The organism is Micromonospora alfalfae (assembly GCF_022230925.1).
Classification (GTDB): domain Bacteria; phylum Actinomycetota; class Actinomycetes; order Mycobacteriales; family Micromonosporaceae; genus Micromonospora; species Micromonospora alfalfae.
Map to the genome: position 1 here is coordinate 41,602 of NZ_JAKKFH010000023.1, position 22,603 is coordinate 64,204.

Sequence of the window (22,603 nt, forward strand, 5' to 3'; positions counted from 1 at the left end):
TCGTGCTCGGATCAGGGCATCGCTGGCGCGCTGACGTTCACCAGCCAGTCGGTTCCGTACCTGTCGGTGCACCTGCCGTAGAGCGCACCCCACGGTGATCTCGCGAAGGGCGCCGTCACCGTCCCTCGCTCGGACAGTCGCTCCCAGTAGGTGGTGAGTTCCGCCTGGTCGCCGCCCAGAGTGATCGACGAGCTGCTGCCGGCCCCGTCGTCGCCCGGCGTCCGGTCGGAGGCCATCAGCACGACCCCGGTCGTGCCGCGGAGCGTCGCGTGCGCGATCAGCTCGTCCCGCGCCGTGTCGGTCGACCCTCGGAGGTCGCCGAAGGTGGTGATCTCCAGGTTGCCCCCGAACACCGACTGGTAGAACGACATCGCCTCCCGGGCGTTGCCGGTGAAGCTGAGGTACGGGCTGACCCGGGCGGTCATCGTCCCACCTCGGCGGTGAGCGGGCGGTGCTGTGCGGTCCGCTGCCGGAGCAGGACGAGCCCGAGGCCCGCCAGGAACCAGGTGCCGAGGATGACGAGAGGTGCGACGGTGTGTGCGCCGTCGAAGTAGCCGAAGTTGTTGACCGCGCGCACGGCCGCGCCCGGCGGGAGCTTCCCCGAGATCGCCTGCGCCCATTCCGGTAGCAGGTCGACCCCGATCGTCGCTCCGCTCGTCGCGTTGCCGATGGTCGTGAGGGTGAGGACGGCGAGAGCGATGCCCGCCGGCCCGAGCCAGGCCCCCAGAGCCTTCGTGGTGAAGGCGCTGGCCGCGGAGAGCAGGATGAGCGAGAGCGCGAGTAGCGGGAACGGGGCCGTGAGTGAGCCGTAGACCGGGCCCGCGACGGTCGCCGCGATCACACCGATCAGGACGGCGAATCCACTCATCGCGTAGAGGCGGTGGCGGAGGCGCACCTTCGCGGTGGCCGCGGTGAGCCCCTGAGCGAGGACGAACGACGAGAGGGTGACGCCGAACACCACGTAGAAGGCGGACAGCCCGCGACTGTCGTAGGTCGCCAGCGGCACGATGTCGTTTTCCTGGACGGTCGCCCCCGCCTTTCTGGCGAGGCCGGCCGCGAGCTGACGCGCCGCCCCGCTCTCGCTGAACCCGCTCGCGCCGGCGTAGTCGAGTGTCAGCGTGGTGGGGGAGGTCGCGCCGAGGACGGCGACGGCGTCACCATGTCGCACCATGGCCTCGCCGTCCGCGACGCTCGCGACCTCGGTGACGGCCACGGTGTTGCCGAACCCGGCTTGTGCGGTGGCCGCCAGCTGATGGCTGGCCACGGCGATCGGCAGCTGGCTCGGCTGAGGGCTGCGTTGCAGTCCGACATACACCGCTATGAACGCCGTGCCGATGATCAGCCCGGTGATCACGAGCGTTGTCCAGGCTCGGCGCTGGGTGACGACGGGCGACGTTCCGTCGGTACGTGGATCGGGTGGCGACGTCATGGGTGCTTCCTCGGGTAGTGTGGTTTGAATGTCCAACCAAACGAACCGTAGCACCGACGGTTTGAAAATCAAACCAGGGCGGGACTCTCTCGCTGTGGCGCTCGACGCGGTCAACGACAGGTGGTCGCTGCACATCGTGCGGGCGCTCGCATTCGGCGCATCGCGGTACACCGAGATCCTCAGAGCCGTCGGCGCGCCCAGGGACGTCCTCGCCGCCCGACTGCGGAAACTCGCCGAATCCGGCATCCTCCAGGCCCGTGCCACCGAGAACGGCAAGGTCGCGGGGTACGAACTGACCCAGAAGGGCAAGGACCTCGGGCAGGTCATCCTCGTGCTCAAGCGCTGGGGTGACACCTACAGCGAGGACGACGTGCCGCGAGTCGACTTCATCCACGACGTCTGCGGCCAGGTCTTCGTCGCCGAGGTGCGCTGCCAGGCATGCGGCAGGCCCCTCCGGTCCGGAGAGCTGTCCTTCGATCAGGAGTCACCGGCATGCTGAGCGAACTGGAGTTGGCCGACTGGCGGGAGCGGGTGGCCCGGCTGTACCTGTCCGACGTCGACCTGACCGGCTTCCGCGCCGGCCGCGACGAACTCTTCGCCACCCACCCGCAGAGCCCGATCCCGGTGGCGGAGCGGCCCGGCTTCGCCGGGGTGCGCTACTTCCCGCCCAATCCCGAGGCCGTGGTCGAGGCGCCCCTGCGCTCGGCGAGCGGTGAGCTGCGCATCGACACCGGTGGCCCGGACGGGGTGGTCGCGTACCGGCGGGTCGCGGTGGCCGAGACACCGTGGGGGCCGCTGACCCTGTGGTGGATCGAGGCGTACGGGGGCGGGCTGTTCGTTCCGCTGCGCGACGGCACCTGCGGGCCGGAGAGCTACGGCGGAGGTCGGTACCTCACCGACACGGTGAAGGGCACCTTCGGCCGGGGCGTCGAGCTCCTGCCCGGCGACCGGGTCCGGCTGGACGCCAACTACCTCTACAACCCGAGCTGTGCCTACGATGACCGCTGGGCCTGCCCGCTGGCACCACCGGAGAACCGGGTCGACGTGCCGCTGCGGGCCGGCGAGCTGGCGTACCACCACTGAACGGCCGCCCGCCCCGGGCGCTGCCGGGACGGGCGGTCGGTCGTCGCTCAGCGGGCGTTCGCCGCCGAGCTGGGCATCTGCATCCGACCGAGCAGCTGTCGCGCCTGGTCGGCGAGTTGCGCGTCGACGGTCACCGCGTACTGGCCGGCACGCAGCGAGCTGGCCGAGGTGAAGTCGCGCTGCCCGCCCGTCATGGCGTGCGCGACAGCGCCGAACACGGCACCCCAGATCGCACCGATGACCAGCCCGACCAGGATCACCGCCAGCCAGTTGCCGACGGTGAAGATGCCGAACAACAGGCCGATGAAGAGCCCGAACCAGGCGCCGGTGCCGGCGCCGAGCAGGCCGGCGCGACCGGTGGTCATTCGCCCGAGCACCGTCTCCACCAGGGTGAGGTTGGTGCCGACGATGGCGCTGTGCTCCACCGGGAAGCGGTTGTCGGCCAGGTAGTCGACGACCCGCTGCGCGGTCGGATAGTCCGGGTACGAGCCGATCGTCACTGTCGGCGGGCCGGCCTCCGGCCCGTGGCCGTCCCCGGCCGGTGTCGACAGGCGACCGGCCGGCCCGGTTGGAAGCAGGTCGCCACCCTGTGTGCCGGACCGCCAGGCGGCGGTCGGCCCCGAAGCTGACGTCATGAGCATCCTCCCTCGTCAGCTCGCCGGGTTCCCGTCCAGGCCGACCGGTAACGCGGTCTGGACCGTCGGGCGGGAGGGGAATGGGCGCGGACTGCCCGGGTAGGCACTCAGGTGGAGAGCGGACAGATCAGCGACTACGGTTTCCTCGCCGACGGCCGCACCGCGGCGCTGGTGGACGCCTCGGGCTCGGTGAACTGGTGGTGCCCTGGCCGGTTCGACGCTCCGTCGGTGTTCGGGCGGCTGCTCGACGACGGCGCGGGGCACTGGTCGATCCGGCCGGAGGCCGATTTCACCGTCGAACGGAGCTACCTGGAGGACACCCTGGTGTTGCGGACCGTCTTCCGCACCGCGCAGGGGGAGGTCGCGCTCACCGACGCGCTCGCCTTCGAGCCCGGCTCGCGAGGTCACGACATCGGGATGCACCCACCGCAGGTGCTGGTCCGTAGCGTGCAGGGACTCTCCGGTGCGGTGCCTATGCGGGTGCACTACCGTCCGCGCTTCGAGTACGGGCGCACCATCGCGTACCTGGTCGAGCGTGAGGACATGCTCGAGGCCATCGCCGGGGCCGCGCGGCTCACCTTCCGCAGCAGCGTGCGGTTGGCGTGCGGCGACGATGGCGATGCCGCAGCGACGTTCACCGTCCGCGCCGGCACGACCCACAACTTCAGTCTCGGGTACGCCCCGACCTACGACGCCCCACTGCCCGAGGTGCCGGACGCCGACCAGACGATCGCCGACACCGTCGCCGGCTGGCGGTCCTGGACCGACGAGCATCCCTACCAGGGACTCTACGCCGAGGAGGTGCGGCGCAGCGGACTGGTGGTGCAGGGCATGACGTACCGGCCCAGCGGCGCGGTGGTGGCCTCGGTGACCACCTCGCTGCCCGAGGAGCTCGGCGGGGACCGCAACTACGACTACCGCTACGTCTGGGTGCGCGATTTCAGCCACACCCTGCGGGCGCTGTGGCGGTCGGCGTGCTTCGACGAGGTGCGGCGACAGTTCGCCTGGTTGGGCCGGGCGATGGGCCGCATCGACGACAGGCCGGTGCCCATCATGTACGGGGTGCTGGGGGAGCGGGACCTCACCGAGCATCGGCTGGAGCAGCTCGGCGGTTATCGCGACAGCCCGCCGGTGGTGATCGGCAACGACGCGTGGCGGCAGCGGCAGAACGACATCTACGGCGCGGCCATGGACGCTGCCTGGCTGATGCGCGACCAGCTGGAACCGTTCGACCCGGAGGTCTACCACCTGCTCCGGGTGCTCGCCGATCAGGCCGAGCGGGACTGGAAACAGCCGGACGCGGGGATGTGGGAGGAGCGTGGAATCCAACACCACCACGTGTCCTCGAAGGTGGAGTGCTGGGTAGCGCTGGACCGGGCGGTCCGGTTCGGCGACCAGCTCGGCGGGCCGCAGGACCTGGTCCGCTGGACGGCCGCTCGGGACGAGGTGCGCGCGGCGGTCCTCAAGCGGGGGTGGAGCGACCGGCTCCAGTCGTACACCGGGATTTTTGATTCCGACGAGCTGGACGCGTCGGTGCTGGTGATGCCGCTGGTGGGCTTTCTGCGGGCCGATGACCCGCGGATGCGCTCGACGGTCCGCGCGGTGGAGCGGCGACTGTCGCGCGACGGCCTGCTGCGGCGCTGGGACGGCGACCCGGCGGGCTTCATCATCTGTTCGTTCTGGCTGGTGAGTTGCCTGGCGTTGGCCGGCGAGCGGGATCGGGCGCACGAGTTGTTTCGCGATCTGGCTGGTCGGGTCAACGACCTGGGCCTGTTCGCCGAGCAGATCGACCAGCAGACCGGGGAGCAGCTGGGCAACTTCCCGCAGGCGTTCTCGCACATCGGTCTCATCAATGCCGCCGGTGTGCTCACCGACGTCGAGCAGGACCCGACGTTGCGCGAGTGCGGGATGCCCCCGGCGCACTTCACCCCGACGCGTCGCTGAGGCCGGACTTTTGTGTAAATCTTGACAACTTTCGATCCGACGACGCGAAGTTCTATCGCTTTCCAGTGAAAGACGTTAATGTCCGGGACACCCTGCGGTGCTCCTCCAGTCGGCGGGAGCGGCACCGAGATCCCCCGGACAGCTGGAGGTCTCGTGTCCCGCACACCGCGCCGACGTCTCGTCAGCGCCACCACACTGCTCACCGTCCTGATCGCCCTCTGCCTCGTCCCGCAGGCAGGCGTTCTACCGGCCGCCGCGTCCCCGGCCCAGGCCGTTGCCCTCGCCCCGCCCCCCACCAGCGGTTTCGAGAAGGTCGCCCTCGACGGCGGCCTCTCCATGGGCGAACCGATCGAACTGGCCGTCGCGCCCGACGGCAAGGTCTTCTACATCAACCGGGGCACCAGCAGCGCCGGTGGCCAGGTCCGCCTCTACAACCCGGCGACCAGGTCCACCACTGTGGCCCTGACCCTGGCGCTGGACGCCCGCTTCGAGGACGGCCTGATCGGCATCACACTGCACCCGAGCTTCGCGAGCAACCACTGGGTCTACCTCTTCTACTCGCCGAAGGTCACCCCACTCGTCAACCGGATCAGTCGGTTCACCTTCAACCCGTCCACACTGCAGCTCGACCCGGGCAGCGAGGACCCGCTGATCGAGTGGCCTACCGAACGTGATCTCTGCTGCCACTCGGCCGGCTCGATGAGCTGGGACACCGCCGGCAACCTGTACTTCGCCGTGGGCGACAACACCAACTCCGGCGGCGACTCCGCCGGGATGGCCCCGATCGACGAGCGGACGAACCGCAACGCCCAGTACGACGCCCAGCGCACCTCCGGCAACACCAACGACCTGCGCGGCAAGATCAACCGGATCCATCCGGAGAACGACGGCAGCTACACCGTCCCCGCCGGCAACCTCTTCGCCGCGGGCACCGCCCGAACGCGCCCGGAGATCTACGTGATGGGCGTGCGCAACCCGTACCGGATCTGGGTGGACCGCAAGGCCAACAACACCCTCTACTGGGGTGAGGTCGGCCCCGATGCCGGCACCGACCTCGCCAACCGTGGCCCGGCGGCCTACGACGAGTTCAACCGGGCCAACGGGCCCGGCAACTACGGATGGCCGTACTGCGGTGGCCCCAACGTCGCCTACAACGACTGGGACTTCGCCACCGCCACACCGCGTGGCTGGTTCCCCTGCGGCGGCTCGACCGGCCCGGTCAACAACTCACCCCGCAACACCGGCGTCCAGCAGCTTCCGCCGACGAAACCGGCACTGGTCTGGGAGCAGCACGGCGGCAGTGAGGACTGGCCGGCGCTGGACAACCCGGGTGGGTGCGGGTCGCCCAACCACGTGGAGGTCTACCACTACGACCCGAACCTCGTCTCGGACGCGAAGTGGCCGGCGTACTACGACAACAAGTGGCTGATCTCCGAGTACTGCCGTAACTGGATCAAGGAGGTCCAGTTCGACAACGGCAACCCGTCCACCGGCACGCCGACAGTCATCGAGCCGGTGCTCGCCGGCATGAAACTCGTCCACCCGATCGACTGGCAGTTCGGCCCGGACGGTTCGCTCTACCTGCTGGAGTACGGCAGCGGCTACTTCTCCGGCGCGGTCGACGCCGGTCTCTACAAAATCAACTATGTCCAGGGTGGCCGGTCGCCGGAAGCCAAGGCCACCATCAACCGGGACAACGGCCTGGCCCCGCTCTCGGTGACCTTCTCCAGCGCCGGCAGCTCGGACCCGGACGGCGACCCGCTGACGTACGCGTGGGACTTCACCAACAACGGCAGCACCGACTCGACAGCCGCGAACCCGTCCTTCACGTACTCCGCCAACGGCAGCTACAGCGCCCGGCTCACAGTCAACGACGGCACCGGCCGCAGCGCCACCACACTGGTGGCGGTGGTGGTCGGCAACAACCGTCCGACGGTCACGTTGACCGGCCTGCCCGCCGGCGGGCTCTTCGACTGGGGGCAGGACCTGACGGTCGGCGCCACGGCCAGTGACCCGCAGGACGGCACGCCGGCCTGCTCGACGGTGGTCGTCCGGGCCGCGCTGGGCCACCAGGAGCACGCCCACGAGGAGGGGGAGGGGACCGGCTGCGGCGCGACCTTCAACACCGGCCCGGTGCACGCCGGCCCCGACTCGGTGCTGTTCTTCGTCCTGCGGGGCAGCTACACCGATCGCGGCGCGACCGGCTCGGCCGCACTCACCGGTGAGCAGGAGATCAGCCTCTACCCGAAACAGTGGCAGGCCGAGCACTTCGTCCAGCTCAACGGCCCCAAGGTGATCGACCAGGCGGCGGCCGAGGGTGGCAAGCGGCTGGGTGACGTCCAGAGCGGCGAGAGCGTCCGGCACCACGCGGTGAGCCTCAAGGGAATCACCGGCGTTCGGGCCCGGGTCTCCTCCGGCGGCCCCGGCGGCACCATCTCCTTCCGGTACGACTCACCGACCGGCACCGAGGTCGCCCGGATCGCGGTGCCGAACACCGGCGGCTGGGACAACTACACCGAGCTGAGCACCACCGTGACCAAGCCCGACGACGGCACCCACGACCTGTACCTGGTCGTCACCGGCGGCAGCGGGGCGTTGCTGGACGTGGACAGCTACACCTTCACCGGCCCGGGCGTCGGCACCGGCGGGGCGCGCACCGGTGAGGTCAAGGCCCTCGGCAAGTGCGCGGACATCGCCTCCAGCCAGACCGCGAACGGCACCAGGGTGCAGACCTGGACCTGCAACGGCACCGCCGCCCAGCGCTGGACCCTGCCCGGCGACGGTACGGTGCGAGGGCTCGCCAAGTGCCTGGACGTGAAGGCGAGCGGCACCACCGACGGCACCCTCGTGCAGCTCTACGACTGCAACGGCAGCGGGGCCCAGCAGTGGGCCGCCCAGTCGGACGGCAGCCTGCGCAACCCCCAGTCCGGGCGTTGCCTGGACATTCCCAACTCGGACCTCACCGACGGCCGGCAACTGCGGATCTGGACCTGCAACGGCACCGGGGCGCAACGCTGGACCCTGCCGTGACCGCCCCCTGACCGGCTCGGCACCCGTACCCGAGCGTCGATGACGCACGGGGCCGGGCGGCGGAGGCGGAGCCCGGCCGTCCACCCACGTCCCCCGGGTGGGCGGCCGGGTCTCGGGGGACAATGCCGGGTATGCGGCTGGTGCTCACGGCGGACACCCACGTACCGAAGCGGGCCCGGGACCTACCCGGGCCCCTCTGGGCGGCCATCGAGGCGGCCGACGTGGCGGTGCACGCCGGAGACTGGGTGAACGAGGACCTGCTCGACGCCATGACCGCGCGATCGCGCCGACTGGTCGGTGTGTACGGCAACAACGACGGCCCGGCGCTGCGCGCCCGACTGCCCGAGGTGGCCCGGGTCGAGCTGGACGGCCTGCGGGTCGCTGTGGTGCACGAGACCGGGCCCCGGACCGGCCGGGAGAAGCGGTGCGCGGCCCGCTTTCCCGACGTCGACCTGCTGGTGTTCGGGCATTCGCACATCCCCTGGGACACCGAGGCGCCCGGTGGGCTGCGCCTGCTCAACCCCGGCTCACCCACCGACCGCCGCTCCCAACCCCACGCCACCTACCTAACCGCCGAGGTGCACGCCGCCACCCTCACCAAGGTCCACCTGCACCGCCTACCCCGCCCCTGACCTGGCCCCGCCCCGCCTCTCACCCGCGATCTTGCACTTGCTGTCGACGATTTGCGCCCTGTGTGGCCTTTGTCGCGACAGAAAGTGCAAGATCGCGTGGAGGGGGGTCGGGGTTACTGGCCTCGGCCCGTTTCGGCTTGCAGTTCGTCGATGCGCTTGGACGCCTCGGCCTTGGTCAGGTCGTCCGGGAGGTCGGCGTGGGCCTCCCGGGCCAGCGTGCTCAGGTAGGACTCCTGCGCGGCGGTCGGCGGCTCGTCCCCGGTGACCCACTCGTCCGGGTCCTTGATCGCGGCATTCTGGTCGGCCTGCTCGGTGCGGCGGTCCGTCATCATCATCACCCTTTCTTTCGAACAGGTGTGCCAGTACCCCGATCGTCGGGGGTTCATGCCCCAACGCCGCGACCTACGATCATCTGATGACCGAGGACCTGTCGAGCGTGGTGGTGGTCGGTGCGGGCATCGCCGGGGTGGCCTGTGCTGTCGAGTTGACCCGGGCCGGCGTGCCGGTGCAGGTCCGGGAGCGGGGGCACGTCCGCGGTGGCCGAATGGCCAGCAAACGCTTCCAGGGCCGGCCTGCGGACATCGGCGCCGCCTACTTCACCGCCACCGACCCGGACTTCGCCGCCCTGGTCGAGCAGTGGCGCGCCGCCGGGCTGGTCCGCGAATGGACCGACACCTTCCAGGCGTACGACCGGAGCGGGAACCACGAGGTGCCCGGGCCGATGCGCTTCGCCGCCCCCGGTGGGCTGCGCTCGCTGGTCGAGCACCTGGCCGGCGCGGTGCCGGTGACAGTCGACCGGCTGGTGCTCACAGTGGAACCCGGCCCGGTCGTCGACGGGCAGCCGTGTGCGGCGGTCGCCCTGGCCATGCCGGGCCCGCAGGCCGCCCTCCTGCTCGACCCGGCCCTCACCGACGCCACCCGGGTCGTACAGGCGCAACGCTGGTCGCCGTCGCTGGCCGCGGTGCTGCGCTTCCCGACCCGGCGCTGGCCGGACTTCCGGGGCGCGTTCGTCAATGAGCATCCGGTCCTCAACCTCGTCTGCGACGACGGTGACCGGCGCGGTGACGGCGCGCCGGTGCTTGTCGCGCACACGGTGCCGGAATTCGCGGCCGGGCACCTGGCCCAACCCACCGGGGCCGGCCCGGCGATCGAGCAGGCCGTCCGGGACCTGCTCGGGCTGCCCGAGCAGGCCGTCGACGTGCACGTGCACCGCTGGACGTACGCGAAGCCGACCAGCGGCGCCGGCGGCGCCACCCACCACCTCGACGCCGACGGAATCGGCCTGGCCGGCGACGCGTTCGGCAAGCCCCGGGTGCAGAGCGCCTGGCGCTCCGGCCGCGACCTCGGCCGTGCCCTGGCAGCCCGCCTGGCCTGAGCCGCCCGCTCGGGCGTGCCGGGGTGGCTGAGCCGCGCGCTCAGGTGTGACCGCCTGGCTCAGTCACCCGCTCAGACGTGACCGGCTGCCGCGACGGGCCGAGCGTCGGCGTCCCGCTCGGCCGGGTCGGAGGTCCGCTCTCCCTCCCGGTCCAGCAGCTGCATGACCGGGGTCGCCGTGATGCCGTGCACCACGACGGAGACGAGCACCACCAGCCCGACGGTCGCCCAGAGCAGCTCGGCCTGCGGGAAGTCGGCCTTGGTGGTGGCGTACGCGAGGTAGTAGAACGAGCCGACGCCGCGGATGCCGAACAACGAGATGACCCAGTGCTCGGCCGGTCGTCCGGGAGCGCCGCGCAACGACAACCAGCCGATCAGCGGTCGCACCAGGAACACCAGCGCCAGCCCGACGGCGGCCGCCGGCCAGGTCAGCGGACCCAGCAGGCCACCCACTATCGCGCCGCCGAGCAGCAGCAACAGCACCAGGGTGAGCAGCCGTTCGACCTGCTCGGCGAAGTCGTGCAGCACCGAGTGGAACTCGTGGGTCCGCTCGGCGGCCCGAATGGCCCGGGCGGCCACGAACACCGCCAGGAAGCCGTACCCGCCGACCACCTCCACCAGCCCGTACGCCAGGAACGTGGCGGCCAGCGCCAGGAAACCCTCGGCGTGCCGGGCCAACCGCAGCTCACTGGGAGCGCGGAAGAACAGCTTGCCGAGCAGCCAGCCGATGAGCAGGCCACCGCCGACGCCGACGCTGATCTTCCAGAGCACGTCCACTGTGAACCACTCGGCCAACCAGTCGCTCGGGGCGAGGCTGGTCGAGGCGATGGCGATGGCCGCGTAGACGAACGGGAACGCCAGCCCGTCGTTCAGGCCGGCCTCGGAGGTCAACGCGAAGCGGACCTCGTCCTCGGAATCCTCCACGTCGGTCGGCTCGCCGACCTGCACGTCGGCGGCGAGCACCGGATCGGTGGGGGCCAGCGCGGCGCCCAACAACAGCGCGGCGGCCGGCACCAACCCCGCCCACCACCAGCCGAGCACCGCCACCGCCGCGATGCACAGGGGCATCGCGATCGCCAGCAGCCGCCAGGTGGACGACCACCGCCGCCAACTCAACGGCCGGTCGATCTTCAGCCCGGCGCCCATCAGCGCGACGATCACCCCGATCTCGGTGAGGTGGGTGGTCAGCTCCGGGTGGGCCAGGGGGTCCGGTGACGGCAACCCGACGGGCAGCAGGAACACCAGCATGCCGAGGGCGAGGAAGGCGATGGGCATGGACAGCGGGCGTCGCTCCAGCACCCGCGGCAGGATGCCCGCGAGCAGAGCGCCCAGGCCCACCAGCGCGAACGCCACATCTACCGGCTCCACGGCACCACCCTTCTGCCCGCACCCGCGAGGCGCGGGCAGGTGGTGACAGTCAGTGCCCCGCAAGGGCTCCGGCTATGCGCGTCCGCTCCGGTGGACCCGAGTGATCCTCACCGCGGCCGGGTGAGCGGCGAGTCCGCCAACTCGTGCAACAGCGCGGCCGGGTCGTCGTACACCGACACGGCACCCGCGCCGGCGAGCTCGCCGCGGCTGGTGCCACCGCAGGTCAGGCCCACACACGGAATGCTCAGCTTCCCGGCTGCGGCGACGTCCCACACCGAGTCGCCGACGAAGACCACCCGCTCGGCGGCCAACCCGGACTGCTCCAACGCGGCGACCAGGATGTCCGGTGCCGGCTTGCTCTGCTGGGCGTCCGCGGAGGAGGTGATCGTGTCGATCACGTCATCGGCGGCGAGCGCCCGGCGAAGCGCGCCCACCTCGGGTTCCGAGGCGGAGGTGGCCAGCACGACCCGCAACCCCCGCTCGGCGCAGGCCCGCAGCAGGTCGGCCGCCCGGGGTAGCGGCGTGAGCCGTTCCCAGTACTCGGCGTAGAGGGTGTCGTGCGCGTCGCGCAGCTTCGAGTCGGCGTCGCGGTCCCGCTCCGGGCCGAGGAGATGGTCCAGGAGTTTGTCCGATCCCATCCCGATCGAACGGTGCACCACCGCCATCGGCACCGGCTGGTCGGTCTGGCGTAACGCCTCCCACCAGCTAACGGTGTGCAGGTAGGTGGTGTCGACAAGGGTGCCGTCGACATCGAAGAGGACCCCGGCGGGCCGTTCGGTAGCCATGGGCGTCCTCCTACCCTCGGGCGGCTCAGGGATGCGCGGCCGGTGGCGTGAGGATCTCGAACCAGACCGTGGAGCCCCGGACCGACGGGTCGGTGCCCCAGGCGTCGCTGAGTTCCTCGATCAGGCCGAGGCCACGCCCGCGACTGCTCAACGTGTCGGTACGGGCCCGGGTCACGGTGCCCCGGGTGCCGGAATCCGCGACCGAGACGAGCAGCCGCTCGGCGCTGAGGTCGATCTCCACCCGGGCGGCCGTGCCGGCGTGCAGCAACGCGTTGGTGGTCAGCTCGCTGGTGCAGAGCACCGCCGCCCCGATCACCGGCTCGGGCACCTGCCACTCGGTGAGCTGACCGGTCAGCCAGTGCCGGACCCGGCTGGGCGCGGTCGGCTCGGCGGGCACCTCCATGCTCGCCGAACGACTCGGTTTGAGCGCGTGCTCGACCGCCAGCACTGCCACATCGTCCTCCGTGCCACCGGGGACCGCCGCGGTGGCCACCGCGCAGAGCGCACGGGGGTCGCCGCTGCCGGCCTTGGCGATGGCGTCGCTCAGGGTGGCCAGCCCGGCGCTCAGGCTCTGTCGGCGACGCTCCACCACCCCGTCGCTGAACAGCAGCAGGGTGTCGCCGGGGCGGAACGGGACGGTAGTGGTGCCCGGCCGGCCGCCCAACCCCAGCGGCGGCCCGGGCGGGACGTCGACGTACTCGGCGTGGAACCGACCATCCGGGTCACTGCGGCGGATAAGCGGCGCGGGGTGACCGGCGCTGGACAGGGTCAGCTCCCGCCGCTCGGCGTCGATCACCCCGAACGCCACGGTGACGAACAGCTCGTGGGTGCCGGCCTCCGCGCCGAGGCTGGTCACCAGTCGGTCGAGACCGGCCAGGACCGCGTCGGGCATCGGGTCGGCCAGGGCCAGGGCGCGCAGCGCGGCCCGGACCTGTCCCATCCGCGCGGCGGCCTGCACGTCGTGCCCGGCGACGTCGCCCAGCACCACGCCGAGCGAGCCGTTGGGCAGCAGGAACGCGTCGTAGAAGTCACCGCCGGCCGCGTTGCCGTCCACGCCCGGGTCGTAGCGGGCCGCGATCCGCAACCGGGGCAGGTCCGGCAGGTGCTCCGGCAACATGCTGCGCTGCAACAGTTGGGCGGTGCCGTGTTGGGTCTCGAACCGGCGGGCCCGTTCGGCGGCCTGGCCGATCAGCTCGGCCGAGGCGGCCAGCAGCGCCCGCTCGGCGGGGGACCAGGTGTGCGGAACCTGGTAGCCGACAGCCAGCCCACCGCGAACCACCGAGGTGCCCAGCGGCAGGGCAGCCATCGCGCGGACCTTCTGGTCGTGGCGGTCCACGGCGGTGTCCCGCAGCGGCTGCCCGTCGCGGGTGAAGGACGGGGCGCCGGAGCGGGCCGCCTGCACCACCGGGGCCGACCAGTCCGTCGGCGCGCGCCGCCAGAGCGGGGGAAGCCGCTCGTCGGCCTCGTCCAACAACTCGCCACGGACCCGACGCACCATGCGCCAGCCGCCGCCGCCCTCGTCGACAGCGAACGAGGCCTGGTCGGGGTCGAACGTGGTGATCGCGTACCGCAGCGCCACCCGGGCCACGTCGTCGAGGGTGAGGGTGCCGGCGAGCGCCGCGGCCACCTCGCTGAGGCTCTGCAACTGCTCAGTGACGTGGGTGGTCTCGGCCGCGACCGTCAACACGCCGACGATCTGCCCGGCGCTGTCGCGCACCGGTGAGTAGCCCCTGGTGAAGACCGCCTGCTCCACCGTCGCGGAGTGCCCACGGACCAGCGGCAGGGTGGACTCCTTCTCCAGGAAGGGCTCGCCCTGCCGGTAGCAACGCTCGATCACCGCACCGACGCCGGGCAGCGCCCAGATCTCCGCGAAGACCTCGGCGGCGGGACGGCCGAGGGCGCTGGGATGCTTGGTGCCCAGCAGCTCGGCGTAGCCGGCGTTGTAGAGCAGGACGAGATCGTCGCCGTAGGCCAGGGCCATCGGCATCGGCGAGGCGAGGACCAGCTCCACCACGGCCCGCAGGGCAACGTCCCAGTCGTCGGCTGGGCCCAGCGGGGTGTTGGCCCAGTCGTGGGCGAGCACGCCGACGGCCGGGCCGGACCCGGTGGGTGCGCCCGGGCCCGGAGTTGCTGGCGTGGGGACCCGCCCGACCGTTCCTGGCATGTTCGCAGCCTAGTCGGCCGACCGGAAAAGGCATCCGACCACGGCGGCGGGCCGTCGCCGAGTCCGTCGCGGTGGCCGTTCGGGCAGTTCAAGGCCCCTGTCCGGAGGTCTGTCGGGAAAAACGCCGCGCGCTGCGCGGAGTGCCGGACCGGTTGCCGGGTATGCGCCCGGCGCAGTCCATGCGACAGGAGGGACATCATGCTGAAAACCCTCGCGGTCCGGCAGGCCGATATCGGCGATGCCATCGCCGACACCTGGAGGTCGGTGCTGCTCTTCATCCCGAAGGCAGTGGCCTTCATCGTCATCCTCGTGGTCGGCTGGCTCATCGCCAGAGCCGTCCTCAAGATCGTGGATACGGTGCTGGAACGGGTGCGTTTCGACCAGGCGGTCGAACGCGGTGGCATCAAACGGGCCCTGGAGAGAACGAAGTACGACGCCAGCGACATTCTGGCCAGACTGGCGTACTACGCCGTACTGCTGTTCACGCTGCAGTTCGCCTTCGGAGTCTGGGGGCCCAACGCGATCAGTGACCTGATCAGCGGCGTGGTGGCCTGGCTGCCGCGCGCGTTCATCGCGATCGTCATCGTGGTGGTGGCGGCCGCGATCGCCAACGCTGTCCGGGATCTGGTCACCGGGGCGCTGGGAGGGCTCTCGTACGGCAAGGTCCTGGCCGACCTGACGGCGATCTTCATCATCGCGCTCGGTGTGATCGCCGCCCTGAACCAGGTGGGTATCGCCACCACGGTGACCACTCCGGTGCTGATCGCGGTGCTCGCCACTGTGGCAGGCATCCTGATCGTCGGCGTCGGCGGTGGTCTCGTGAAGCCGATGCAGAACCGCTGGGACGGCTGGCTGCACCGGGCGGCCCAGGAGGCTCGGGCGGTGCAGCAGCAACGTCAGGCCGCGTCGGCCGGGCGTAGCGACGTGGAGCGGCAGATGGCCGACCGCGGGGGTGACCGCACCCAGGCCATGCCTCGGGTGGACGAAGCCCAGCAGTACCGCTCGTAGCGGGACGGAACGGCAGCACGGGTCGGGAGGGTGTTCCGCGTACGACGCGGGGCGCCCTCCCCTCGCGTGTCAGTGCCGCTCGAGCGCGCGGGCCAGCGCGCAGACCGCGACCAGGCGGGTGAGCAGCCACTCCGGCTGGCTCCAGTCCACCGACCCGCTGGGTGGCGTCCACCCGTGCTCCAGGGCGGCGGCGCGCACCCCCTCGGCGTAGCCGGCGAGCGCCGCGGAGGTCAGCGGCGTGCGGTCGCCGTCGAGGCTGTCCCGGACGGCCGCCGCATGCTGGTCGACGAGGGCCAGCAGCCCCGGTCGCGCGGCGGCGGCGGCGAGCCCGACAGTGCCCACGGAGACGGTGAGGGCGGCCAGGGTGGACCGCGCCGAGTCGACGGCGGTACGGGAGGCGACCCGGTTGAACGGCACACGCATGGTGACCGAGGCTAACCGACCAGTGACCGTGTCGACCTCGTCCGCTCGGCGGATGTCGGCTGCGCCACTGGGGCGGTCGCCGCTGACCTGGGGGATTGATCCGGCACAGACGGGGCAGCAGGAGAACACCCACTGATGACGGCACCCGGCACGGAGGCACGGATGGCACAGCAGGCGGACGGACCCGACGAGCGGCACCGGCGGCCGGACGGCGTCAGCGACGCGACGGTCGCCGCGCTCGGCAAGCTCAGCGAGGCGCTGGAGTGTGTGGAGCGGGCCCGGGGGCACCTCTACTCGATGCACCAGTTGATCGGCCATGCCGACCTGATGCTCGACGACGCGGTGGAGCAGTTTCGCGCCGCCGGACATCCGCACCTCGCCGAGCGGATCGCCACGGAGCTGCGTGGCCGCAACGTCATCGCCGGACGGTGGACGTTTCAGATCGTCGAGGACTTCGACGACGGTTACCACGCGCTCTTCCGCGAGTTGGACCAGCAGGCTCGCGACGAGTTGGTGGGTGGGCGGCGCCACCTCTACGAGGCGGAGATGAAGGAACGCCGCCGTAGCCGGGGCCGGCCGGGCCACGAGGCCCGGCCCGGCGGCGGAGGCTAGTCGCTTGTCGCGTCGGCCGGGCGACGCCGTGCCGCGTCGTCAGCGATGATCACGGTGGCCACCATCAGCGCGACGCAGAGGCTGAACAACCACGACTCGTCGTCGACGAGCCAGGCGGACACTGGCGCCTGGAGCGCGGCGAGCATGAAGCCGAGCCAGGCGAGCCGGCGCTGACGCGTGGAGAGGATTCCGGAGCCTTGATGCATCCCGAAATTCTTACGCGAACCGGCCGGTTTGCCGTCCTCCGATCGGCCGATTCTGGATGAGCTGTCCGCTTTCTCGACCGTACGGACACGACTTCTTTGCGCCGAGGGCGATTGGGCGTCGACAGCGCTAGGGTGCCCCTGCGGCAGGATGGTGCCTCGTGTCCACCCCGCCCGCGCGTCCTCGCGCCGCACTGCTCCTGCTGTCCTACCTCGCGTTCGTCAGCCTCGGCCTGCCCGACGGCCTGCTCGGCGTCAGCTGGCCCTCGATCCGGGGCGACTTCGACGTACCGACCGAGGCGGTCGGGTGGGTGCTCACCGCCGGCACCGTCGGCTATCTCACCTCCAGCGTGCTGGCCGGCTTCACGCTGGCAAGGGTCGGCGTGGGCGCCCTGCTCGCCGGCAGCACCCTGCTGGCCAGCCTGGCGCTGACCGGTTACTCGGTCAGCCCCGCGCTGGCGGTGCTGGTGGGCTGTGCGCTGCTGCTCGGGCTCGGCTCCGGCGCTGTCGACTCCGGGCTCAACGCGTACGCCGCCGGGGCCTTCGGGCCCCGCCACATGAACTGGTTGCACGCCTTCTTCGGCCTCGGCGTGGCCATCGGTCCACTGATCATGACCGCGGTGCTGAGCGCCGGGCTCGCCTGGCGCTGGGGTTACGGCATCGTGGCCGCCGCCCAACTGGTCCTCGCCGCCGCGTTCGCGCTGACCGTGCGGGCCTGGCACCGCGGCGCCCCAGCCGGAACCGAGGCGGGCGCGGCTGTCCACGGTGAGCCCGCTGCCACGGGTGCCGGGCCGGCGTCGACAGTCCAGGTTCCGGTCCGGGACACGCTGCGGCTGCCAGCGGTCTGGTCGGGGACGCTGGCCTTCGTGCTGTACGTGGCGATCGAGGTGTCCGCCGGGCTGTGGGCGTTCCTGCTGCTGACCGAGGGGCGCGGGCTCAGCGCGGCGCTGGCCGGTGGTTGCGTCTCCGCGTACTGGGGAAGCCTCTTCGTCGGTCGGGTGGTGCAGGGTCTGGTGGCCGAGCGCCTGGGGTCGGGGTTGGTGTTGCGGGTCAGCCTGGCCGGAATGGCCGCCGGCGCGGCGCTGATCGCCGTTCCCGGGCCGGCCGTCCTGGCGGTCCTCGGCCTGGTCGTTGTCGGTTTCGCCGCCGCACCGGTGTTTCCGCTGCTCACCCTCACCACCGCCGAACGGGTCGGCGCGGCGCACGCGGACCGGGCCATCGGCCTCCAGATCGGCGCCGCGGGCATCGGCGCGGCGCTCGTCCCGGCCGGGCTGGGCGTGCTGATCGGCAACACCTCGGTGGAGGTGCTGGGCTCGGCCCTGCTGGTGCTCGCGCTCGCGCTGATCGCGCTCTACGAGTCTGGCGCGCGCCGACCGGCTGCTGGGCCGCCAGTACCCGCCCGGCCCGGCAGCGACCGTCAGACGTCCGGCCCGGTACGGCCGGTGGTCGACGGGCGGTAGGCGCGCTGCGGGTCGGTGGCCTCCCGGCTGTTGCCCTGGGCCTGCCCGTCGCGGTCCGACGCGGCCGGCCCGTGCCCGAACGCGGCCTCCTCGCCGGCGTCGTTGCCCGTCACGTCGTCGGCCTGCCCGTCGAGGCTGGAACCCGACACCGCGCGCTCCAACTCCTCCAACGGAAGCCGCTCCTCGTCCCGCCACACCCTGATCTTGTCGTCGGTCATACCTTCAGCGGTACCCGGGCACGATGATCGCAAACGGTGCCCGGCGAGCAGGCTCGGACACGGCGATGGCCGCCGGGATTCCGGCGGCCATCTCAGCTCACTGCTCAGCGTCACGGCTGCGGACGGTCCACCTGTCCGCGCCAGGCGCCGGTCTCCTGACCACGCCGCTCGATGTAGGTCTTGAACCGTTCCAGGTCGCCCTTGGCCCGTCGGTCGACGATGCCGAGCTTGTCGCCGGCCTGCTCGACCACGCCGTGCGGCTCGAACTCGAGCTGCAGGGTGACCCGGGTCTTGTCCTGGTCCAGTCGGTGGAAGGTCACCACGCCGGCCTGCTGCGCGCCGTCGGTCGAACGCCAGGCGACCCGCTCGTCGGGGAGCTGTTCGGTGATCTCCGCGTCGAACTCGCGCTTCACCCCGGCGATGTCCACCGTCCAGTGGGTCATCGTGTCGGAGAGCTGCCGAACCTCCTGCACACCCTCCATGAACTCGGGGAACTCCTCGAACTGCGTCCACTGGTCGTACGCGGTGCGTACGGGCACTGACACGTCCACATGTTCGGTAACGCCACTCATCGGGGAACCTCCTTCAGTCGCCGGTGGGTTGCGGATCGGGGGGCGATCCCGGTCACCAGCGAGTTGTCTCGTTCTTGTTGCCCAGCGCGGCCCACACCTCGGAGACCGTCTGGTAGACGGTGCCCTCGGGCAGCCGTTCCAGCGCCGCCACGATGTCGTCCGGCGCCTCGTTCTCACGGGCGCTGGCAATGAGCACCAGACGGTCGCCCGGCAGCGCGCTCATCGAGATGAACCGGCCGAGCCGGCTGCGCTGCTCGACGTCCGTAGAGCTCATGCCCTGCGGGGTGCCGGTGCGCAGGTCGCCGGCCGGGGCGGTGGTCGTCTCCGGCTGGTCCTCGCCAGCCGGTTCCGGCACCCGCGACTCGTCGACCCGAGAGCCACCGGTCCCCGGCCCCTGTACGAGGCCGCTGACCTCCTGGCTCATCTGTTCGTCGATCCTCGGTCCGTGCTTGCTGTTGCCACGCTCCATGCCTTCTGCGCTACCCGGCACCCCGCCCGGTAAACCGGCACCGGGCCACGAACCGGCCCTCGGCCCGGCGGCGATCCGGACACCACTGCCGAACGGGGGCTCACTCGTCGGCGGGCTTGCGGGGTGGCAGCACCGGCTCGTCCGGGTCCGGGTCGCCGGCCTGCAACTGCCGCCCGCGCTGCACCTCGGAGTTGATCTGCACACCGAGCATCAGCGCCGAGTTGGACAGGTAGAGCCAGACCAGGAACGCGATCGCCGCTCCGAGACTGCCGTAGGTGGTGTTGTACGAACCGAAGTTGGCCACGTAGAGGCCGAAGCCGAAGGAGGCCACCGCCCAGGAGATCAGGGCCACCGCGCCGCCCGGGGTGAGCCAGCGGAACCGGGGCTGGCGCACGTTGGGCGCGATCCAGAACAGCAGGGACAGCAGCACCATCATGATCATGGCGAGGACCGGCCACTTCGCCACGCTCCACGTCGTGCGGGCCAGGCCGCCGGCATTGACCAGGTCGCCGACCGCATCGGTGACCGGCCCACTGACGATCAGGCCGAGGGCGACAACAGCGAGCAGCACCAGCGTGATCGCCGCCAGACCGATCTGTAGCGGCCGAAGCTTCCAGACCGGGCGGCCCTCGGTCACCCCGTAGACAGCGTTCGAGGCGCGGGTGAACGCGCCGATGAAACCCGACGCGGACCAGAGCGCGCCGAGCAGGCCGAAGCTCAGCAGCAGCTTGGGGTTGCTCTGGTCGAGCACCACGGTCCGGATCACCCCGACCACGCCGCCCTCGTCGTTGGTCAGCACCGACCCGGCACCCACCTGGTTGGCCAGGTCGACCACCGTGTCCAGGGTCCGCTCCCCATCGGAGACCAGGCCGACCAACGCCACCACCACGATGGCGGACGGAAAGAGCGCCAGCACCCCGTAGTAGGTCAGCGCGGCGGCCCAGTCGGAGCAGTTGTCGTTGACGAAGTTCTGCACGCTGCGGACCAGCACCCCGCGCCAGGTCCGCCAGCTCAACTGCCGCATCCGTCGGGGCACCCGGGTGCCCGGTGTGCCGTCGAGCGTCGTACCGGGCTCCGTGGTCGTCATGCCCGCTCCCTGCGCCCCGGCCACCGGATGACCGGTCGTCCGGTCTGGCCTGGCCCGCCGGTACCCGGATGGTGAAATCGACAAACCCACCCGGTCCCCGACCGGCGTCGCTAGGGTTTGCCGCCCGGTCACCGGGGAACGGTCACAGTGACACTGTCGACACGGAGGAGGACGAGATGCCACGGCGCGAAGACCTGCCCAGCACGCTGCGACGCTCCCCGGAGAAGGCGCAGCGCACCTGGGAGAAGACGCACGACTCGGCGGTCGAGACCTACGGCGAGGGGGAGCGGTCGCACCGCACCGCCTTCGCCGCAGTGAAGCATCAGTTCGAGAAGGTGGGCGACCACTGGGAGCCGAAGGGTCGCAAGGGCCCCAGCGACCAGCAGGCCGCCGGCGGCGGGCCGGAACGACGGGCCCCCACCGCGGGCGGCGTGGACGCCAACGCCACAAAGGACCACCTGATGTCGGTGGCCCGCAAACTCGACGTGCCCGGGCGGTCCAGCATGACCAAACCGGAGCTGGTCACCGCCATCGAGAAGGCAAACGACCGCGCCACCCGCAAGGCCCGCGGCGACTGACCCCAGCCACACCGGAGCACAACCGACGCGGTACGGGCGGACGCGCCACCCCTGCGTCCGCCCGCACCGTTCACCAGTGCCCGCCCCCGGGCGCCTCGATGTGTACCGCCTTCGTGGCGGTGAACTCGTCCAGCAGCTCCGGGCCGTACCCGAAGCCCTGCCCGCTGGCCCGACGCGGATGCGCGGCACCCCCCGGCGCGCCCCCGAACACCGCGTTGACCTTGACCGTGCCCACCGGGAGCTCCCGCCAGGCCCGCTGCGCGTGACTCATCGACGCTGTCAGCACCGTGGCGGCCAGCCCGTACGGTGAGTCCGCAGCGCAACGCAGCGCCTCGTCGAACGAGTCGACGACCACCACCGGGGCGACCGGCCCGAAGGTCTCCTCCCGGACCAGCGGCATGTCGTGGCGGCAGTCGGTGACGACGGTGGCCGGGTAGAACGCCCCCGGCCCGTCCGGCACCTCGCCGCCGACCCGCACCCGCGCGCCGTCGGCCACAGCGGCCGCCACCTGCCCGTGCACGTGGTCCCGGTGCCGCCTGTCGACCAGCGGGCCCAGCTCGGTGCCCGGGTCCCGCCCCGGCCCGACCCGCAGCGCTCCCGCGCGTCGTACCAGCGCGGCCACGAAGTCGTCGGCCACCTCCCGGTGCACGTAGAGCCGCTCCACCGCCACGCAGATCTGCCCGGCGTTGGCGAACGCGCCGAGCGCTGCCTGCTCCGCCGCCCACTCCGGGTCGATGCCCGCGTCCACTATCAACGGGTCACTGCCGCCGTTCTCCAGGAGCACCTTCGCGCCGGTGCGGGCCGCCGCGGCGGCGATCGCCCGCCCGGTCGCTGTGGAACCCACGTGGGCCACCACGTCGACGTCCTGCGCCGCCAGTGCCGCACCCACCTCCGGGCCGCCGGTGAGCAGTGACAACACACCGGCCGGCAGCGCCTGGTCCAGTGCTCGGGCCAGCAGCCACCCCGTCGCCGGTGCCCGTTCGCTCGGCTTGTAGAGCACCACGTTCCCGGTCACCACTGCCGCGCCGAGCAGTCCACAGGAGACCGCCACCGGGTCGTTCCAGGGGGTGATCGCCGCGACCACCCCGCGTGGCTGCGGGGTCAGGAAGTCCAGCGCGTCGGGTTCGCCGTTCAGCGTGCGCCCGCCGCGCAGCGGTGCCAGCTCCGCATACTGTCGCAGGGTGCCGATCCCCGCCTCGACGCCGCCGCGCGCGTCCGCCAACGGCTTGCCCATCTCCGCGGTGACCGCCGCCGCCAACTCGTCGATGACCGCCTCCACCGCGTCCGCGGCCCGGTGCACCGCCGCCGCCCGTTCCGCCGGGGCGGTCGCCGCCCACTGGGCCGCCGCGTTGCGGGCCGCCTGGGTCGCCTTGCCCACCTCGTCGGCCGTGGCCACCGGCACCGTGCTCACCGGCGCGTCGTCCGCCGGATCACGCACGACCAGTTCGCCGCCGTCGCCGCCCGCACCCCACACTCCGCCCACCAGCTGCGCAACCGTGTACATGCGGCGCTGGATGCCCCGGCCTCGG

General features: G+C 71.7%; 24 protein-coding genes. 10 read left to right on the forward strand and 14 right to left on the reverse strand.

Annotation, left to right across the window (positions count from 1 at the left end):
* Positions 1-11: 11 nt before the first annotated feature.
* Both MED01_RS19020 and MED01_RS19025 read right to left on the reverse strand, forming a co-directional pair.
* Complete coding sequence (locus tag MED01_RS19020) at positions 12-425, reverse strand: VOC family protein (protein ID WP_238669909.1); 414 nt, start codon at positions 423-425, stop codon at positions 12-14.
* Positions 422-1,429, reverse strand: a complete 1,008-nt coding sequence (locus MED01_RS19025; RefSeq protein ID WP_238669910.1) for a hypothetical protein — start codon at positions 1,427-1,429, stop codon at positions 422-424. Before MED01_RS19025 ends, MED01_RS19020 begins: the two co-directional genes overlap by 4 nt.
* 94 nt (positions 1,430-1,523) lie before the next feature.
* Here MED01_RS19025 and MED01_RS19030 point away from each other — a divergent pair, with 94 nt between their 5' ends.
* Entirely contained in the window at positions 1,524-1,928 is a 405-nt protein-coding gene (locus tag MED01_RS19030) for a winged helix-turn-helix transcriptional regulator (RefSeq protein ID WP_238669911.1), read from the forward strand.
* On the forward strand, positions 1,922-2,512 hold the full coding sequence (locus tag MED01_RS19035; RefSeq protein ID WP_372493678.1) for a DUF1684 domain-containing protein: 591 nt from the start codon (positions 1,922-1,924) through the stop codon (positions 2,510-2,512). Before MED01_RS19030 ends, MED01_RS19035 begins: the two co-directional genes overlap by 7 nt.
* 47 nt (positions 2,513-2,559) lie before the next feature.
* On the opposite strand, the gene MED01_RS19040 is transcribed toward MED01_RS19035, so the two are convergent.
* Positions 2,560-3,147, reverse strand: a complete 588-nt coding sequence (locus MED01_RS19040; RefSeq protein ID WP_238669912.1) for a YflT domain-containing protein — start codon at positions 3,145-3,147, stop codon at positions 2,560-2,562.
* Positions 3,148-3,258: 111 nt separating this feature from the next.
* Between MED01_RS19040 and MED01_RS19045 the strand changes: the two genes are divergently transcribed.
* The 3 genes from MED01_RS19045 (at position 3,259) to MED01_RS19055 (ending at position 8,753) form a co-directional block, all read left to right on the forward strand.
* Complete coding sequence (locus tag MED01_RS19045) at positions 3,259-5,091, forward strand: glycoside hydrolase family 15 protein (protein ID WP_238669913.1); 1,833 nt, start codon at positions 3,259-3,261, stop codon at positions 5,089-5,091.
* A 153-nt stretch (positions 5,092-5,244) separates the two neighbouring features.
* The gene (locus tag MED01_RS19050) at positions 5,245-8,121 is read left to right on the forward strand and encodes a ricin-type beta-trefoil lectin domain protein (protein ID WP_238669914.1); all 2,877 of its coding nucleotides are present in this window, start codon (positions 5,245-5,247) and stop codon (positions 8,119-8,121) included.
* A gap of 131 nt (positions 8,122-8,252) precedes the next feature.
* Complete coding sequence (locus MED01_RS19055; protein WP_238669915.1) at positions 8,253-8,753, forward strand: metallophosphoesterase family protein; 501 nt, start codon at positions 8,253-8,255, stop codon at positions 8,751-8,753.
* Between the two features lie 113 nt (positions 8,754-8,866).
* On the opposite strand, the gene MED01_RS19060 is transcribed toward MED01_RS19055, so the two are convergent.
* Positions 8,867-9,085: a DUF3072 domain-containing protein gene (locus tag MED01_RS19060; RefSeq protein WP_091402204.1), complete on the reverse strand. Its 219-nt coding sequence runs from the start codon at positions 9,083-9,085 to the stop codon at positions 8,867-8,869.
* Positions 9,086-9,189: 104 nt separating this feature from the next.
* Between MED01_RS19060 and MED01_RS19065 the strand changes: the two genes are divergently transcribed.
* A complete protein-coding gene (locus MED01_RS19065) occupies positions 9,190-10,128 on the forward strand; it encodes an NAD(P)/FAD-dependent oxidoreductase (protein WP_238669953.1) in 939 nt (312 codons plus the stop codon).
* Positions 10,129-10,199: 71 nt separating this feature from the next.
* Here the strand turns inward: MED01_RS19065 and MED01_RS19070 are convergent, their stop codons facing one another.
* From MED01_RS19070 to MED01_RS19080, 3 genes are all read right to left on the reverse strand, one after another.
* Entirely contained in the window at positions 10,200-11,495 is a 1,296-nt protein-coding gene (locus MED01_RS19070; RefSeq protein ID WP_238669916.1) for a cation:proton antiporter, read from the reverse strand.
* Positions 11,496-11,602: 107 nt separating this feature from the next.
* Positions 11,603-12,280, reverse strand: a complete 678-nt coding sequence (locus MED01_RS19075) for an HAD family hydrolase (protein ID WP_238669917.1) — start codon at positions 12,278-12,280, stop codon at positions 11,603-11,605.
* Between the two features lie 25 nt (positions 12,281-12,305).
* The gene (locus MED01_RS19080; RefSeq protein ID WP_238669918.1) at positions 12,306-14,444 is read right to left on the reverse strand and encodes an ATP-binding SpoIIE family protein phosphatase; all 2,139 of its coding nucleotides are present in this window, start codon (positions 14,442-14,444) and stop codon (positions 12,306-12,308) included.
* 198 nt (positions 14,445-14,642) lie between these two features.
* Between MED01_RS19080 and MED01_RS19085 the strand changes: the two genes are divergently transcribed.
* A complete protein-coding gene (locus MED01_RS19085) occupies positions 14,643-15,452 on the forward strand; it encodes a mechanosensitive ion channel family protein (RefSeq protein ID WP_051708712.1) in 810 nt (269 codons plus the stop codon).
* Between the two features lie 69 nt (positions 15,453-15,521).
* On the opposite strand, the gene MED01_RS19090 is transcribed toward MED01_RS19085, so the two are convergent.
* Positions 15,522-15,875: a DUF6401 family natural product biosynthesis protein gene (locus MED01_RS19090; protein ID WP_238669919.1), complete on the reverse strand. Its 354-nt coding sequence runs from the start codon at positions 15,873-15,875 to the stop codon at positions 15,522-15,524.
* 162 nt (positions 15,876-16,037) lie between these two features.
* Between MED01_RS19090 and MED01_RS19095 the strand changes: the two genes are divergently transcribed.
* The gene (locus tag MED01_RS19095; protein WP_238669920.1) at positions 16,038-16,487 is read left to right on the forward strand and encodes a hypothetical protein; all 450 of its coding nucleotides are present in this window, start codon (positions 16,038-16,040) and stop codon (positions 16,485-16,487) included.
* Here MED01_RS19095 and MED01_RS19100 read toward each other — a convergent pair.
* Positions 16,484-16,693 carry a hypothetical protein gene (locus MED01_RS19100; RefSeq protein WP_238669921.1) on the reverse strand — a complete coding sequence of 70 codons (210 nt, stop codon included), beginning with the start codon at positions 16,691-16,693 and terminating at the stop codon, positions 16,484-16,486. The two genes, MED01_RS19095 and MED01_RS19100, sit on opposite strands and share 4 nt — an antisense overlap.
* A 158-nt stretch (positions 16,694-16,851) precedes the next feature.
* Between MED01_RS19100 and MED01_RS19105 the strand changes: the two genes are divergently transcribed.
* On the forward strand, positions 16,852-18,150 hold the full coding sequence (locus tag MED01_RS19105; RefSeq protein WP_238669922.1) for an MFS transporter: 1,299 nt from the start codon (positions 16,852-16,854) through the stop codon (positions 18,148-18,150).
* Here the strand turns inward: MED01_RS19105 and MED01_RS19110 are convergent.
* The 4 genes from MED01_RS19110 to MED01_RS19125 form a co-directional block, all read right to left on the reverse strand.
* Positions 18,108-18,368, reverse strand: coding sequence for a hypothetical protein (locus MED01_RS19110; protein WP_238669923.1), 261 nt, complete (start codon positions 18,366-18,368; stop codon positions 18,108-18,110). The two genes, MED01_RS19105 and MED01_RS19110, sit on opposite strands and share 43 nt — an antisense overlap.
* Positions 18,369-18,478: 110 nt before the next feature.
* Positions 18,479-18,940 carry an SRPBCC family protein gene (locus tag MED01_RS19115; RefSeq protein WP_238669924.1) on the reverse strand — a complete coding sequence of 154 codons (462 nt, stop codon included), beginning with the start codon at positions 18,938-18,940 and terminating at the stop codon, positions 18,479-18,481.
* Positions 18,941-18,992: 52 nt separating this feature from the next.
* Complete coding sequence (locus MED01_RS19120) at positions 18,993-19,409, reverse strand: DUF2795 domain-containing protein (RefSeq protein ID WP_088947320.1); 417 nt, start codon at positions 19,407-19,409, stop codon at positions 18,993-18,995.
* 100 nt (positions 19,410-19,509) lie between these two features.
* Positions 19,510-20,496 (reverse strand): YihY/virulence factor BrkB family protein, encoded by a 987-nt coding sequence (locus MED01_RS19125; protein WP_238669925.1) that lies wholly within the window; start codon positions 20,494-20,496, stop codon positions 19,510-19,512.
* 176 nt (positions 20,497-20,672) lie between these two features.
* Between MED01_RS19125 and MED01_RS19130 the strand changes: the two genes are divergently transcribed.
* Complete coding sequence (locus MED01_RS19130) at positions 20,673-21,074, forward strand: ChaB family protein (RefSeq protein ID WP_238669926.1); 402 nt, start codon at positions 20,673-20,675, stop codon at positions 21,072-21,074.
* Between the two features lie 70 nt (positions 21,075-21,144).
* On the opposite strand, the gene MED01_RS19135 is transcribed toward MED01_RS19130, so the two are convergent.
* Positions 21,145-22,578, reverse strand: a complete 1,434-nt coding sequence (locus MED01_RS19135) for an aldehyde dehydrogenase family protein (protein ID WP_238669927.1) — start codon at positions 22,576-22,578, stop codon at positions 21,145-21,147.
* Positions 22,579-22,603: the final 25 nt, after the last annotated feature.

Excerpts from the sequence above, each read along its gene's own strand:
- MED01_RS19110 (WP_238669923.1), bottom strand. The coding sequence starts at position 18,368 with ATGACCGACGACAAGATCAGGGTGTGGCGGGACGAGGAGCGGCTTCCG.
- MED01_RS19020 (WP_238669909.1), bottom strand. The coding sequence starts at position 425 with ATGACCGCCCGGGTCAGCCCGTACCTCAGCTTCACCGGCAACGCCCGG.
- MED01_RS19100 (WP_238669921.1), bottom strand. The coding sequence starts at position 16,693 with ATGCATCAAGGCTCCGGAATCCTCTCCACGCGTCAGCGCCGGCTCGCC.
- MED01_RS19075 (WP_238669917.1), bottom strand. The coding sequence starts at position 12,280 with ATGGCTACCGAACGGCCCGCCGGGGTCCTCTTCGATGTCGACGGCACC.
- MED01_RS19035 (WP_372493678.1), top strand. The coding sequence starts at position 1,922 with ATGCTGAGCGAACTGGAGTTGGCCGACTGGCGGGAGCGGGTGGCCCGG.
- MED01_RS19135 (WP_238669927.1), bottom strand. The coding sequence starts at position 22,578 with ATGTACACGGTTGCGCAGCTGGTGGGCGGAGTGTGGGGTGCGGGCGGC.
- MED01_RS19090 (WP_238669919.1), bottom strand. The coding sequence starts at position 15,875 with ATGCGTGTGCCGTTCAACCGGGTCGCCTCCCGTACCGCCGTCGACTCG.
- MED01_RS19080 (WP_238669918.1), bottom strand. The coding sequence starts at position 14,444 with ATGCCAGGAACGGTCGGGCGGGTCCCCACGCCAGCAACTCCGGGCCCG.
- MED01_RS19095 (WP_238669920.1), top strand. The coding sequence starts at position 16,038 with ATGGCACAGCAGGCGGACGGACCCGACGAGCGGCACCGGCGGCCGGAC.
- MED01_RS19120 (WP_088947320.1), bottom strand. The coding sequence starts at position 19,409 with ATGGAGCGTGGCAACAGCAAGCACGGACCGAGGATCGACGAACAGATG.
- MED01_RS19085 (WP_051708712.1), top strand. The coding sequence starts at position 14,643 with ATGCTGAAAACCCTCGCGGTCCGGCAGGCCGATATCGGCGATGCCATC.
- MED01_RS19115 (WP_238669924.1), bottom strand. The coding sequence starts at position 18,940 with ATGAGTGGCGTTACCGAACATGTGGACGTGTCAGTGCCCGTACGCACC.
- MED01_RS19130 (WP_238669926.1), top strand. The coding sequence starts at position 20,673 with ATGCCACGGCGCGAAGACCTGCCCAGCACGCTGCGACGCTCCCCGGAG.
- MED01_RS19040 (WP_238669912.1), bottom strand. The coding sequence starts at position 3,147 with ATGACGTCAGCTTCGGGGCCGACCGCCGCCTGGCGGTCCGGCACACAG.
- MED01_RS19055 (WP_238669915.1), top strand. The coding sequence starts at position 8,253 with ATGCGGCTGGTGCTCACGGCGGACACCCACGTACCGAAGCGGGCCCGG.
- MED01_RS19125 (WP_238669925.1), bottom strand. The coding sequence starts at position 20,496 with ATGACGACCACGGAGCCCGGTACGACGCTCGACGGCACACCGGGCACC.
- MED01_RS19060 (WP_091402204.1), bottom strand. The coding sequence starts at position 9,085 with ATGATGACGGACCGCCGCACCGAGCAGGCCGACCAGAATGCCGCGATC.
- MED01_RS19025 (WP_238669910.1), bottom strand. The coding sequence starts at position 1,429 with ATGACGTCGCCACCCGATCCACGTACCGACGGAACGTCGCCCGTCGTC.